Below are 12,747 nucleotides of genomic sequence, written 5' to 3' on the forward strand. Positions count from 1 at the left end.
AGGATCAACGATGCACTCGCACAACGACGAAGCGAAGTTCATGGCCGACATCAAGGAAGCCGCACCGGAAATGGTCTCGGCCTTCTTCGGATTCGACAAAGCCGTATTCGACAAGAACACCGGGAACCTGGACCTGGCCACCCGCGAACTGATCGCGGTCGGCGTCGCCGTGACCACACAGTGCCCGTTCTGCATCGAAGACCACGCCAAGCGCGCCGTCAAGGCGGGCGCGTCCAAGGCCGATGTCGCCGAAGCGGTCATGGTCGCCGCCGCCCTGCGCGCCGGCGGCGGCATCACCCACGGATGGAAGGCGATGAAGAGCATCGCCGACGACGAGTAGTCCGACCGACAGATCGTTCACCAGCGGAAGGACTCCCAGTGCAACGAAATGATTCCGGAAGTCCGGAACCTTCCAGATAGTCACCGAAGACCGGTCACAGCCAACTCCCCAGGAACACGTCATTCCGGATTGATCACCCGCGACGAAAACCTATGTGTGGCAGTGCTACTGGGAGAGGTAGCGGCGGTGGCGGTCACGGCGGGATCAGCTCTGGCGCTGCCCGCCGAATCCGGCAGGATCGTGCAGGGTACCGAACAGCAGCCAGCTGAGCACCGGCATGAGCACCAACGGGATCAGTGCGATCTGCAAGGTGGTGGCGTCGGCGAGCGAGCCGAGCAGCGGGCCGGCCAGACCGCCGATGCTGACGGTGAGCCCGAGGGTGACGCCGCCGGCGGTGCCGACCCGGGTGGGCAGGTAGTCCTGGCCGAGGGTGACCTGCAGGGAGAACGGCACGTAGAGCCCGATCGAGGTCAGTGCGACGAACGCGTACACCGCCGGTCCGGGGGTCCACACCACACCGGCGAGCGCGGCCCCGGCCACCAGGTAGGACCGACGTGAGACCAGCACCCGGTCCCAGCGCTCGGCCAGCGATCCACCAAGCATCGACCCGATGACCCCGCCCAGGTAGAGCACGAACAGCGCGACCGTGCCTGCGGTGGTGCTGCCGCCCAGGCGCTGGGTGATATAGAGGGAGATGAAGGTGCTCAGCCCGACGAAGGCGATCGAACGGAAGATCACCGCTGCAGACAGCCGCAGGAACGAGGCCATGTCGTCGGGGCCCGGCGGGGTGAACCCGCTGTCTCCGGCCGCCTGGCGCTGCGCCAGGGCGCGCAGCACCGGCAGAGTCAGCGCGGCACCGGCCAGAGCGGGCAGCACCAGTAGCGGGGTCCAGTCCAGCCCGCCGACCGATACGGTGGCAGCGACCAGCAGCGGCGCCAGCGCGAAACCGATGTTGCCGCCGGTGGAGAAGTAGGCCATCCGGGTGTGGCTGCCGCCGCCGGCCGCCCGCGCGATCCGCGCGGATTCCGGATGGTAGGCCGCCACTCCGATCCCCGAGATCGCCACGAACACCAATGTCAGCGCGTAGGAGCTGTTCAACCCGCTCATCGCGATCCCCGCACCACCGACCACGGTGGCCACCGGCAGCAGCCACGGCATCGGCCACCGGTCGGTCAACGCCCCGAACAACGGCTGTACCACCGATGACAGCAGCGACGCCGCGAGCACGATCCCCGAGGCCGCGGCGTAGGTGTAGTCGCGCTCGGCGACGAAGAACGGCACGAGTGCGGCCACCGCGCCCTGATAGACGTCGACGCATGCGTGTCCGGTCGACAGCAGCAGGGTTGAGGTATTCCGTCGCATCCAACGATGCTGCGCGAGCAGGCCTTTGACGCGCTTCCGATAAACTGACAGACAATAATGGAAATCCGCCACCAATCCGTCGCGCCGACTCGCGCCCAGCTCCTGGCCCCCGGCGAGGAGATCGACGCCCACCGTCACGACGATCACCAGATCGTTTACGCAGGCCGCGGGGTGCTCTCGATCAGCACCAGCGCCGGAACCTGGGTCGCGCCCGGTACGCATGCGATCTGGGTGCCCGCCTGCACCGTTCACGCTCACCGCGCCTACGGCGAACTCGAACTGCACCTGCTCGGCCTGCCCGTCGCCGACAACCCCCTGCACCTGAACACTCCCACCGTGCTGACTGTCGGGCCGTTGCTGCGAGAGCTGATCATCGCCTACACCCGCGACAGCGCCGACACCCCACAACGTGCCCGGATGCGTGCGGTCCTGCTCGATCAGCTGCACGCCGGCCCGCAGCAGCCCCTGCACCTGCCCATGCCGACCAACCCCGTGCTGCGCGCGGTCTGCGACATCCTGCGCGCGGACCCCGCCGACCCCCGCACCCTGGCCGAACTCGGTCGCGAGGTCGGCGCCGGCGACCGCACCTTGTCCCGGCTGTTCCGCAACGACCTGGGGCTGACCTTCCCGCAATGGCGAACCCAGCTGCGCCTGCACCACGCGCTGATCCTGCTCGCCCACAAGACCCCGGTCACCACAGTTGCCCATCGTTGCGGGTGGGCGACCGCGAGCGCGTTCATCGATGTCTTCCGCACCACCTTCGGCCACACCCCTGGCACGCACCTGCACCAGTGACGCCCCGAGCCCAGGCGGGGCCGGCATGACCGCGCCGCGCTGAGGCGCACCGTCAGTCCGGCATCAGTGGCTCGGCTGTCCGGTGCTGTGCCCCTGCAACATTGCCCGACCTGATCAGCGAGGTCCGCCGACCTCGTGTGCGAGGTCCGAGACCCGCTGGTCGTGATCGCGCAGCAGCCGCTTCCTCCCCGGCCTCCCAATGCCGCAACGGCATACCAGCATCTGAATCCCACACGCCCGGCACAACCCGGCATGCCGCCGGCGCCGGGTGTGAAGCCGAATCAACTGCTCGACACCGGATCCCACGTCATCGGCTGCGTCCTGTTTGCGAGCCACATGGTCAAGAAAGGGAACACAACCCCGACCACCAGGGCGGTCGATACGATCTCGGACGGAATCGACGGCGACCCGCCCTCGGCAGGGAGCGTGTGCGGGCGATCGGTGGTAACGCCATACAAGACGAGAAGCAGGACGAAATCCGTTACGAACAGCCAGCATCCACCGACGATCACCGCCGGACGCGCGATAACCGCGCCAACCGCCAGCGCGACAGCCCCGATTCCGACGATGATCGCTTTGACGACCAGAAGCTCGTTCACACCCGGCGCGACCTGCGCGTCGGGTGCCCCGCCCACCAGCCACGCGAAGCCGTAGACCAAGACGAGTCCCGCACCGGTCGAACTCCCGAATCCAGCAAGTACCCTCGCCCATATCTGTGCCGATCCCACAAGATGACTTCAGCACAGAAATATGGGGATTCAGTGAAGAAACCGCAGCACTCTGGTCGATGTAGCCGGTTGCAGGTCGGCAAGACAAGGATCCGCGGAGCCGCACCGTGACCGGTCGGCACATCAGCGGCGGATCCACCGGTCTGGACCCAACGCCACCTCGGCCGAGAGATCCAGTGCCCGCAGCTCGGCGTGCCGAGGTCTGCTCATCGGGGTGCAGGCGGACCGCCGTTGGCCTCACGCAGGAGCGCGGCGGCTCGCTCGCTCGAAAGCTGTTCCCGTGCCCATTGTTCCGTGATCGCCTGCGGAACTTCTCCCGCCATCTTGATGTCTTCGCAGCTTGGCGAGCGCGGCGCCTTTTGCGTCATGGCACCGGATGTGATCCGCATTGGGCACCAAGCAGCACGCGAGTGAAACGCCGCGGCCGAACGCTACGGCGACAACAGACCTGTGCCGCCATGAGGAACCGCGCGCCACGCTGACCCCTGTGGCTGACGGGTTCGAATAATTTTTCTGTACCGATTCTGGGTCCACGACAAGCGGGACGAGAGCAGCTTCTGAGCACCGGTCTGCGACTACCTGGTGTCTCTCGCACGATAACTGTGTGCGGCGGCGCCATCACCCCGATGATGTCGTTCCTCGACCCCGCCCCGTGAACCCAGCGGCTTCTTCGACGATCCGCCATGATCGGGCGACCCGGCGCCTCATCAGCGGCCCTGGGTCCCGGGCGGCTGTGCCGGGTCCGGCCGGACCCTGACAGGTCCGGCCGGACGTGCTCAGCTGTCGAACAGCTGCTGACCCAGGTAGTGCCCAGGACCTGGGACACCCGGTGGGATCACGAAGACGGCGGAGCCGATCGGTGTGGTCCATTCGTTCAGCGCGTCGATCTCGGCCAGCCGTTGTTGCACCGGCAGGAACTGGGTGTCGATGTCGCGCTGGCAGGCGACGAACAACAGCCCCGAGTTCGACACGTGCCCGGGTTCGGGTGGTTCGTCGTAGTTGAACCCGCGGCGCAGGAACCGTTCGCCGTCGCTGGTGTGTCTGGCTCGGGCCACATGCGAGGACGGCGGGATCACCGGGATTCCATGGCGGTCGAGGGCGGCCAGGTCCGGCTCGTCGAACTCGGTGGTCCCGGTCAGCGGAGCACCGTTGGACAGTCGTCGCCCGACGGTCAGTTCCCTGGCCTCGACGTCGAGTTCGTCCCAGCGATCGAGGTCCATCGCGATGCGCCGCAGGACCAGTGACGTGCCGCCGGCCAGCCACGGCACCGACGCGCCGTCTTCCCAGACCAAACGCTCGAATTCGGGCGCGGCGATATTGACTGTTCCGTCGACCTGTCCCATGAGGTTGCGCATGGTCGCACCCGACGGTGGGTCCCGGAAACCCCGCTGCACCCACCGCACCCGAACCAGCGACTTCACGTGCTTGGACAGCACCCGAACCGCGTGCGCGACGGTGGTCGACTCCTCGGCGCAGACCTGTATCAGCAGATCGGCGCCGGTATAGGCGGGGTCGAGCCGGTCGATGGGGAAGGCGGGCAGCGGTCGCAGCCACGAGGGCCGCCGCTGTGGCAACCCGGCGATCGTGAACAACTCCGGCCCGAATCCGACGGTGATCGTCAGTTTGCCGGGCCGGGCGGCCAGTTCCGGTTCGGTGTCGGCCAGCGCGGGCAGACCGCTCGTCAGACGAGCCGCGTCGTCGGTCCAGATGCGGAGCAGGCCGATGATGTCGTCACGAGTGGTGCCCGCGGCGAGGTCGAAGCCGACGAAAGCGACGTGCCGCTGTGGGGTGGTCTCGATACCGGCCTGGTGCTTGCCGTAGAACGGCACGGTGTCGAGCGCCCAGTCGCGCGCTGGCTCGCGATCGGTGAGACCGGCTGCGCCCCAGCCCGCTGCCGTCGCGCCGACCACGCCCGCCGCTGCAGCTCCTCCGCCGAGCAATCGTCGCCGGGAGAGTCGCGGATCAGCCACCGTGAGAAGGGCTTTCGTCTCCGGGAGCATAGTGTTCCTTGCCGCCCGCGAAGTCGCGGACCTGCGCGGTGACGACCAGTGTCTGCCCGTCGGCGAAGGTCAGGGTGATCGTGGTTTGCGCGCCGGTACGCAATGGCTGAACCAGGTCCATGAACATCAGGTGGTCGGCGCCGGGCTTCAAGGTCACCTCCCCGTTTGCGGGGATGGTGATGCCCCCTTGCTTGGGTCGCATGGTCTTGGTGCCGGTGCTGTCGGGCACGACTTCGTGGATCTCGACCCGCTGCGACGCGGGACTGGTCGCGGCCACCAGCGTCACCGGGGCGTCACCGGTGTTGCGCAGGTTGCCGAAGGCCGCCGACATGCCGGACTCGGCGGCTTTGATCCACTGATCGGTCATGCTCACCGGGGCGGCGCTCGGCGCCGTGCCCGCCGAAACGGATTCGGCACCGGAACAGCCCGCGGTGAGCGCGGCCAGTGTGGCCATGGCGACGGTAGCGCCGAAACCTCGCACGACACGAGGTGAGCGCAAGCGGGTACGCGGAGAGAAGGACATGACGAACTCCGATCATCAGGTTTGGGGGACCCGGACCGGCGCGTGGATTCGAACCGCTATACCGGTGCGGGGTGAGATGCGCGTAACCCGTGCCGCGGCGGGCCGCGCAGGCTGATAACGGGCCGACGAAGAAGTTGTCGAACGATCGCCCGTTCGGCGTCCGGCACCGGAACTGTCGGGCGCGAGGGCACACCGACGACGCCGACCAGCGCGATGACAAGCCGACACACGCTGCTGATCGCCCGCCCGAACCCGACTTCGGCACCGCGGATCGCCAAGGCGCCCAAGGGGATCGCCACCAGGTGCGCGATCACCATCGCCACGGTCAGGCCGTGATGGGAATGGCCGGGGCCGAGGGAAAGCGCCGTGTGCCCGACGTATTGCCCCACAGCCAGAACCGCCATGGTCGACACCGCGTGGGCGCCGCGCGGGAACGTGCCCGCGACGACACCGACGAGGGCGCAAGCAGCGAACAACAGGACCAGCGAAGAGCTCGCGGGCACTCCGCTCGCACCACCGAGTCCGTGCGCGAGAACCGCGACCGCCCCGGACGCCGCACCCACACTCACACCCCGGACACCCGCGGTCTGATCGGTGGGGGAGCGCACCAGGTCATCCTACGACGCCGTGTCGTTGTTCTGAATACGAGGGCAGCTGAGCAGCTCTGATGCCAGTCGCCATCTACCGTGCGTAGCGGTCTGCGGCGCTGGGCGGGGCCGAGACCGATCGCGACGGGTGCCGACACTTACCGTGATCGTTGTTGCCGGGGTTCGGTCTCTGACGATCGTTCGTATCGCGGCAGTGAGGCGGTTCCACGACAATGACACGGTGCTGCCGGATGAGGACTACGCGAGCCTGGTACCGAACCCGCCGACCCGGTTCGGGGTGGGTGAGTTACGCGATGCCTATGTCGACGTCGTTACCGACGAACGCAATCCGCGGTGGATGGCCGCGGAACGCCGCGCCTACTTCGATGGGCTGTGCGGGTTGTTCGACCTGGATCTGCCGACCTCACGCCAGAGTGCCGGCCGAGGCCGCAACCAGTATGTGCACGGCCTGTTGCTCGACACGGCGGAGTCGTTGCAGCGCACTGGAACCCCGTGGGACGGTTACCTGGTGGCGGGAGCGCTGCTGAAAGAGCTCGACCACCTCGGAATCGGTGAAGCGCACCGGGAGTTCGTGTCCGAACTGCGTGCGGCAGTGGACGCCTCGCGAGCCAAGCATCGCGAATTGCTCGACCTGCTCCTGGGCGGTCTACTCGGCGAACGAGCGAATCAGGTGTTCACCCTGGATGACCTCGAGGCAGCTGGGATCGAGCGCGCTGTCCCGATCCGCTATCTGCCCGACTGATCACAAGTCGTTCCGGCAGACGATGTCGGTGCCTACCGGCATCGAATCGCCACGAGCCGCAACCCGGACTGCCCCTTTTTCGGCAACCACACCATCCGTGTCACTTCGTCGCCGCAGTGTCGAATCCGGACCGGTGCGGCATCGCGACAGTCTCACCGCGCTCCTCCGGTGTTCCCGATTTCCGAGGCTGGAGGATGCAGGGGGAGGGGCGCGCGCTCGTTCGGGCGGCGAGGTTAACGTAACGGAGTGAGACGGACATCTGACGCGGATTCTTCGACGGAGATCATCAATGTCGTGGTCGACATGCTGATGTCGGAGGGCTATGACGCGCTGCAGGTGAAAGAGGTGGCCCGCCGCGCCCGGGTTTCGCTGGCCACCGTCTACAAGAAGTTCACCACCCGTGACGAGTTGATCGTCGCCGCCGTCGCGCGATGGATGGACATCAACAGCTACACCGAACTCGATCAGCCGCGCCCGGACGAGTCCTTGGCCGACGGGTTGATGCGGGTGCTGCACCATGTCTTCGAGCCGTGGGAACGGAATCCGCGCATGCTCGAGGCCTACCATCGCGCGCGGCGCAGTACGACTGGCAGGCGGCTCGACGCCCAGGGTGTGAGTGCGGTGTGGCCGTTCGCCGAAGCGTTGTTCGAGGGAATGGACCGGGACTACGTCGAGGACATCGCGCTGGTCCTCACGAACATGATCTATGCCTTGACCGGCCGGTTCGTCGACGGGGACATCGAGGTCACCGATATTCTGCCGATCCTCGACCGGGCGATCCGAAGGCTCACTCTGCACGGCGACCCGCGACGTGCGGGTGCCGATACGGCGCCGCGTCCGCCCACCTCGGAACCGGTGGTCGACCCCTCCTTCGCCGGGCCGTACGGGCCCGATCGACCGCCGCAGTGATGTGATGCAGATCACTAGTTAGTTGCCGCAGACCGCTGCGCCTCGATGAGTAATCGGATTACCGTGTGGTTCCGCAGGGGGTTCGGGCACCGAAACAATCCGCCGCCCATCGACCCCTTCGCGATCGTCAGTTTCGAAGATCGGGACGGGAACCATGGCTGCAATCGTCGATTCCGCGCACTGGAGAGCCCACGCCCGCAGGCATCCCCTCCGCTACCGCTTGGCGATCATCGCGCCGAACGCGCTGGAGGTCGTGCGGCACGCAGGCGGTTGGCTCTTCGATCAGACCACCGCGGGCTGGGAGGTGACCGTTCTCGTGATCGATCACTCCGATGTCCGCCCGCTCCGGATCCTCGGCGCCACCGTCCTGGACTTCGAGCAGTCGCTGGCCGAGCCGAAACACGACACCTGGCCGCACGCGCTCGCCGCGCCTGCGCAGATGTGTGCCACCGACCCGCGGGTGCGCGAGGGAATTCTGCACTGTCTCGACCACGGTGCCGCCGAGGTCGCACTCTGGGGTGACGCTCTGCCCGACGAATTCGCGCAGCGTGTCGGGACCGCGCATCACCCGGTGAGCCGCGCGGCGCGAGCATTCAAGGCGTGCGCGGTGGCCTCGGCGGGTCATCCCGGCGAAAAGATCGGTGCCACAGAGGTTTTCAGCGTCGGCGCGTTGCGTCACACCGCTGGGCTGGTCTCCGCGAGCTGATGATGACCTCAGCCGACCGAGCCGACATCGAGGTCGGCGCGTCGAAGACGAAACCGGCGGCGACCCAGATCGGCGACTGGGGACGCCGCTATCTGCGCCGCCATCCGATCACCGCGCTGGAAACCGTCGGCGGCCAATTCCTGCTCGGCACAAGCGCCGTGCGATTCCTCGTCGTCGACCTCGTGACCGGCCGCTTCGCGTTCACCGAGTTCGTCCGGCAGGCCGCGTTCATGGCGTCGTCGGCGGCGCTGCCCACGATCTTCGTCGCGTTGCCCATCGGGGTGACGCTGTCCATCCAATTCGGTCTGCTGGCAGGCCAGGTCGGTGCCACCTCGCTGGCCGGGGCGGCGAGCGGGCTCGCGGTGATCCGGCAGGGCGCGCCGATGGTCGCCGCCCTGTTGATGGCCTCGGCGGTCGGCTCGGCGATCTGCGCCGACCTGGGATCGCGCAAGATCCGTGACGAGCTCGACGCGATGGAGATCATGGGTGTCTCGGTGACCCGGCGGTTGGTCGTCCCCCGCGTGGCCGCCGGTGTGCTGATCGGTGTGTCGCTCACCGGAATCGTGTGCTTCGTCGGGTTTCTCGCGGGATACCTGTTCAATGTGTTCGTCCAGGGCGGGGCACCGGGCAGTTTCGTCGCCACCTTCTCGTCCTTCGCCACAGTTGGCGATATGGCGCTGACGATGATCAAAGCGACGGTATACGGGGCCATCGTCGCCGTGGTCGCCTGCGAGAAGGGCCTGTCGACCCGGGGCGGTCCGGCAGGGGTGGCGAATTCGGTCAACTCGACGGTGGTGTCGTCGATCCTGCTGTTGATGATCGTCAACGTCGCCTTCACGCAGCTGTACATGATCTTGTTGCCGCGGCAGGGGCTGTGATGGCGGCACGGTACTTTCCGCCGGGGGTCCGGCCCATCTACCTGGCCGCGGTCCGGCTGGCAGCGGCGGCGATGCGGCTCGGCCACATCGGGACCTTCCTGTGCCGGGCCGTGTTCGCGATTCCCGTGATGCTGCGCCACTACCGCGCCGAGTTCGTGCGCATCCTGTCCGACATCACCTGGGGGAACGGTTCTATCGTCGTCGGCGGTGGCACCGCGGGCGTCATCATCGTGCTCGGTGCGGCGGGCGGCGCGATCGTCGGGCTGGAAGGGTACAACGCCCTGCACCTGCTCGGGATGGAGCCGACCGTCGGCCTCATCGCCTCCACGGCCTCGACCAGGGAACTCGCACCCATCATGGCCTCACTGGCCTTCGCCGCGCAGGCGGGTTGCCGGTTCACCGCGCAGCTCGGCGCGATGGGCATCGCCGAGGAGATCGAGGCGATGGAATCCATGGCCGTGCGGGCCATCCCGTATCTGGTGAGCACCCGGATTCTCGCATCGGTGGTCGCCATGGTGCCGCTGTATCTGGTCTGCCTCGCCGCCAACTACCTCGCGGTCGAAGTGGTGGTCGGGCTGTCTGGTGGGTTGTCGGCGGGGACTTATCAGCACTACTTCCAGCTCGTGCTCAACGGTCCCGATATCGCGTATTCCTTGCTCAAGGCGATCGTCTTCGTCGTCCTCACGTCGACCATCCAGTGCTACTACGGCTTCTATGCCGCGGGCGGCCCCCAGGGTGTCGGCACGGCGGCCGGGCGGGCGATGCGGGCGGCCATCTCGGTGATGATCGTGGTGAACCTGCTGCTCACCGTGGGTATGTGGGGCATCGGATCCAGTGCGCGGCTGGGAGGGTAGATGTCGCTGCCGATGCTGGAGAAGGACGGACGTGGGCCGGGTGGACTCGCGCTCGTGTTGCGCGGCCTGCTGCTGATCGTGGTGACGACGATGGTGGTCACGGCGCTGCTGATGAAGTCGACGGGGCGATTCGACGCACGGGTGGAAGTGATCGCTCTGCTCGACGAACTGGGCGACGGGCTGCCCGCTCGCTCCGATGTGAAATTCCGTGGCCTGCTGATCGGTTCGGTCGGCGAGGTGACCCTCGCCGCCGACGGCGGCGCGAATCGGGTCCGGCTGCTGCTCGACCCGGCCTACGCGTCGGGCGTGCCGAGGACGGTCACCGCGCGGGTGGTGCCGAGCAATGTGTTCGCGGTGTCCTCGGTCCAGTTGGTCGACAACGGGCCAGGGCCCGCGCTGCGCGCCGGTACCGAGATTCCGCAGGATCGCAGCCTGGCCACCGTCCAGCTACAGACGGCGCTGACCAAGCTGCGCGAGATCATCGCGAGCACCGCGCGGGTCGGGTCGGCGGGGACGGTCGGCCTGCTCGCCGCGGTGGCCGAGGCCACCGACCGCCGGGGCGACGACCTCGTCCGCGCCGGTCGGCAACTCGACCGGATCACCAGGGAGTTCGACGCGCTCATCGCACCCGACGGCGGTCCCTCCACGCTCGCCGCCATGGCCGATGCCGTCCGCGGTTTGAACGCGGCGGCACCGGATCTGCTGGATACGCTGCACTCGGCGGTACTGCCGCTGCGCACGGTCGTCGAGCGACAAGCCGAGCTGCTGAACCTGCTGTCGGCGGGCGCGACCACCACCTCGACACTGGCGCGCGGTCTGGCCGAACACGGCGACGAGATCGTCACTGTGACAAAAGATCTGGATCCGGTGCTGGACGTGGTCGGTGCGGGTGCGGGTGCCTTCGCGCCGATCGTCGTACGGATCAAAACGATCTCCGACCTGTGGTTCGCCGAGTTCTGGAACTCCGAAACCAACACCGGCACCGGGAAATTCCAGTTCCGGTTGAGCCCGCACACGCCTTACACCCGCGCGGACTGCCCCCGCTACGGCGAGCTGGCCGCACCGAGCTGCGCCACGGCACCGACCACCATCGCCGAACAGGAGCCGGCACCGACGATGGACCCGGCTTCCTACCCGGTGCCCGACCTGTCACCCGAGATTCAGGAGCTGATCCGCAGGGTACTGAGCGGTCAGGGTGACGCCGCGGAACTCGTTCTGGCGCAACTGCTTTCGGACGGCCCACTGCCGCTGGGAGGTGGACGATGAGTTTCCGGCGATCCCTGCTCGGACTGAGCCTGTTCGTCACCGTGTCCCTCGGCCTGATCTGGGTCACCTTCGTGACACTGCACCGGGGGATAGACGGCTCGACCACCACGTATTCCGCGCTCTTCAGCGATGTCACCGGATTGCGCGTCGGTGACGACGTACGCATGGCGGGTGTCCGGGTGGGTCGCGTCGACGGCATCTCGCTGGTCGGCAACCGCGCCGAGGTGCGGTTCCGGGTGGAATCCGACCAGAAGGTGTACGGCAACACCAGAGCCGCCATCACCTATCAGAACGTGATCGGCCAGCGCTATCTCGGGCTCACCCCGGCCGACTTCGGCGACCCGCGCCAACTGGCCCCCGGCGAGCGGATCCCGCTCGAACACACCGAACCCTCGTTCGATATCTCGTCGCTGCTCAACGGTTTCGAGCCGCTGTTCGGCGGGCTCGACCCGCACCAGGTCGACAATGTGACCGCCGCGCTCGTCACCGCGTTGCAGGGCGACAACACTTCGCTGGTCTTGCTGATCGCGCAGGTCTCCACCCTCGCCGAATCCCTTGCCGGGCCGGATCAGGTGCTCGGTGCCGTCATCACGAACCTCAGCGCGGTGGTCGCGGACCTGTCGCGGCACAGCGGCTCGGTGAGCACCCTGCTCACCCGGTCGCGCTCCATCATCGACGGGCTCTCGCGGCACCGCGACGAGGTGCTCACCGCGTTGACCACGGCCGCGTCGACGACCGGACGACTGGCAACCGTCGTCGAGAATGTGCGTCCCCACGCGCACGAATTCCTCACTCGGGAACCGGGATTCACTCGTCACTTCATGGAGAACAAGGACGGCTTCGCCTACCTCGGTTTCAACCTGCCCGCGCTGCTGAAGGGGCTGGCCAGGGTCAGCCAGGAGGGCTCCTACCTCAACACCTACCTGTGCAACATGGGTGTGACCTTCCTGCCCGGGCTCACGACGCTCGTCCCGACCATCGTGGGGCTGGCCTCGCCGACCGGCACCATCCGACAATCACCGATCTGCAGGTGAGG

14 protein-coding genes are annotated in these 12,747 nt (G+C 67.3%); 9 read left to right on the forward strand and 5 right to left on the reverse strand.

Translation table 11 applies throughout. The features are described from left to right. Nucleotides 1–10: 10 nt before the first annotated feature. A complete protein-coding gene (locus tag ACSVDM_RS08880) occupies nt 11–340 on the forward strand; it encodes a carboxymuconolactone decarboxylase family protein (protein WP_181700009.1) in 330 nt (109 codons plus the stop codon). Nucleotides 341–544: 204 nt separating this feature from the next. On the opposite strand, the gene ACSVDM_RS08885 is transcribed toward ACSVDM_RS08880, so the two are convergent. Continuing rightward, nucleotides 545–1,702: an MFS transporter gene (locus ACSVDM_RS08885; RefSeq protein ID WP_439263958.1), complete on the reverse strand. Its 1,158-nt coding sequence runs from the start codon at nt 1,700–1,702 to the stop codon at nt 545–547. 57 nt (nt 1,703–1,759) lie between these two features. Here ACSVDM_RS08885 and ACSVDM_RS08890 point away from each other — a divergent pair, with 57 nt between their 5' ends. Further along, nucleotides 1,760–2,497, forward strand: coding sequence for an AraC family transcriptional regulator (locus ACSVDM_RS08890; protein WP_439263959.1), 738 nt, complete (start codon nt 1,760–1,762; stop codon nt 2,495–2,497). 281 nt (nt 2,498–2,778) lie between these two features. Here the strand turns inward: ACSVDM_RS08890 and ACSVDM_RS08895 are convergent, their stop codons facing one another. From ACSVDM_RS08895 to ACSVDM_RS08910, 4 genes are all read right to left on the reverse strand, one after another. Continuing rightward, nucleotides 2,779–3,156, reverse strand: a complete 378-nt coding sequence (locus tag ACSVDM_RS08895) for a hypothetical protein (RefSeq protein ID WP_439263960.1) — start codon at nt 3,154–3,156, stop codon at nt 2,779–2,781. Between the two features lie 845 nt (nt 3,157–4,001). After that, nucleotides 4,002–5,225 (reverse strand): Dyp-type peroxidase, encoded by a 1,224-nt coding sequence (locus tag ACSVDM_RS08900; protein ID WP_439263961.1) that lies wholly within the window; start codon nt 5,223–5,225, stop codon nt 4,002–4,004. Then, nucleotides 5,188–5,748: a copper chaperone PCu(A)C gene (locus ACSVDM_RS08905; protein WP_439263962.1), complete on the reverse strand. Its 561-nt coding sequence runs from the start codon at nt 5,746–5,748 to the stop codon at nt 5,188–5,190. Before ACSVDM_RS08905 ends, ACSVDM_RS08900 begins: the two co-directional genes overlap by 38 nt. Nucleotides 5,749–5,804: 56 nt before the next feature. Beyond that, a complete protein-coding gene (locus tag ACSVDM_RS08910) occupies nt 5,805–6,356 on the reverse strand; it encodes a hypothetical protein (RefSeq protein WP_439263963.1) in 552 nt (183 codons plus the stop codon). A 220-nt stretch (nt 6,357–6,576) separates the two neighbouring features. On the opposite strand from ACSVDM_RS08910, the gene ACSVDM_RS08915 reads away from it, so the two are divergent. From ACSVDM_RS08915 to ACSVDM_RS08945, 7 genes are all read left to right on the forward strand, one after another. Then, complete coding sequence (locus tag ACSVDM_RS08915; RefSeq protein WP_439263964.1) at nt 6,577–7,098, forward strand: hypothetical protein; 522 nt, start codon at nt 6,577–6,579, stop codon at nt 7,096–7,098. A gap of 246 nt (nt 7,099–7,344) precedes the next feature. After that, nucleotides 7,345–8,007, forward strand: a complete 663-nt coding sequence (locus tag ACSVDM_RS08920) for a TetR family transcriptional regulator (protein WP_439263965.1) — start codon at nt 7,345–7,347, stop codon at nt 8,005–8,007. A gap of 154 nt (nt 8,008–8,161) precedes the next feature. Then, entirely contained in the window at nt 8,162–8,713 is a 552-nt protein-coding gene (locus ACSVDM_RS08925) for a hypothetical protein (protein ID WP_439263966.1), read from the forward strand. A 2-nt stretch (nt 8,714–8,715) separates the two neighbouring features. Beyond that, entirely contained in the window at nt 8,716–9,591 is an 876-nt protein-coding gene (locus ACSVDM_RS08930) for an MlaE family ABC transporter permease (protein ID WP_439263967.1), read from the forward strand. Then, complete coding sequence (locus ACSVDM_RS08935) at nt 9,591–10,445, forward strand: ABC transporter permease (protein WP_181696140.1); 855 nt, start codon at nt 9,591–9,593, stop codon at nt 10,443–10,445. Before ACSVDM_RS08930 ends, ACSVDM_RS08935 begins: the two co-directional genes overlap by 1 nt. Continuing rightward, complete coding sequence (locus tag ACSVDM_RS08940) at nt 10,446–11,711, forward strand: MlaD family protein (protein ID WP_439263968.1); 1,266 nt, start codon at nt 10,446–10,448, stop codon at nt 11,709–11,711. Beyond that, complete coding sequence (locus ACSVDM_RS08945) at nt 11,708–12,745, forward strand: MlaD family protein (RefSeq protein WP_439263969.1); 1,038 nt, start codon at nt 11,708–11,710, stop codon at nt 12,743–12,745. Before ACSVDM_RS08940 ends, ACSVDM_RS08945 begins: the two co-directional genes overlap by 4 nt. Nucleotides 12,746–12,747: the final 2 nt, after the last annotated feature.

The sequence above is a fragment of the Nocardia sp. JW2 genome, from assembly GCF_051843015.1.
Classification (GTDB): domain Bacteria; phylum Actinomycetota; class Actinomycetes; order Mycobacteriales; family Mycobacteriaceae; genus Nocardia; species Nocardia coubleae.

Excerpts from the sequence above, each read along its gene's own strand:
- ACSVDM_RS08930 (WP_439263967.1), top strand. The coding sequence starts at position 8,716 with ATGACCTCAGCCGACCGAGCCGACATCGAGGTCGGCGCGTCGAAGACG.
- ACSVDM_RS08940 (WP_439263968.1), top strand. The coding sequence starts at position 10,446 with ATGTCGCTGCCGATGCTGGAGAAGGACGGACGTGGGCCGGGTGGACTC.
- ACSVDM_RS08925 (WP_439263966.1), top strand. The coding sequence starts at position 8,162 with ATGGCTGCAATCGTCGATTCCGCGCACTGGAGAGCCCACGCCCGCAGG.
- ACSVDM_RS08885 (WP_439263958.1), bottom strand. The coding sequence starts at position 1,702 with ATGCGACGGAATACCTCAACCCTGCTGCTGTCGACCGGACACGCATGC.
- ACSVDM_RS08935 (WP_181696140.1), top strand. The coding sequence starts at position 9,591 with ATGGCGGCACGGTACTTTCCGCCGGGGGTCCGGCCCATCTACCTGGCC.
- ACSVDM_RS08905 (WP_439263962.1), bottom strand. The coding sequence starts at position 5,748 with ATGTCCTTCTCTCCGCGTACCCGCTTGCGCTCACCTCGTGTCGTGCGA.
- ACSVDM_RS08945 (WP_439263969.1), top strand. The coding sequence starts at position 11,708 with ATGAGTTTCCGGCGATCCCTGCTCGGACTGAGCCTGTTCGTCACCGTG.
- ACSVDM_RS08890 (WP_439263959.1), top strand. The coding sequence starts at position 1,760 with ATGGAAATCCGCCACCAATCCGTCGCGCCGACTCGCGCCCAGCTCCTG.
- ACSVDM_RS08880 (WP_181700009.1), top strand. The coding sequence starts at position 11 with ATGCACTCGCACAACGACGAAGCGAAGTTCATGGCCGACATCAAGGAA.
- ACSVDM_RS08900 (WP_439263961.1), bottom strand. The coding sequence starts at position 5,225 with ATGCTCCCGGAGACGAAAGCCCTTCTCACGGTGGCTGATCCGCGACTC.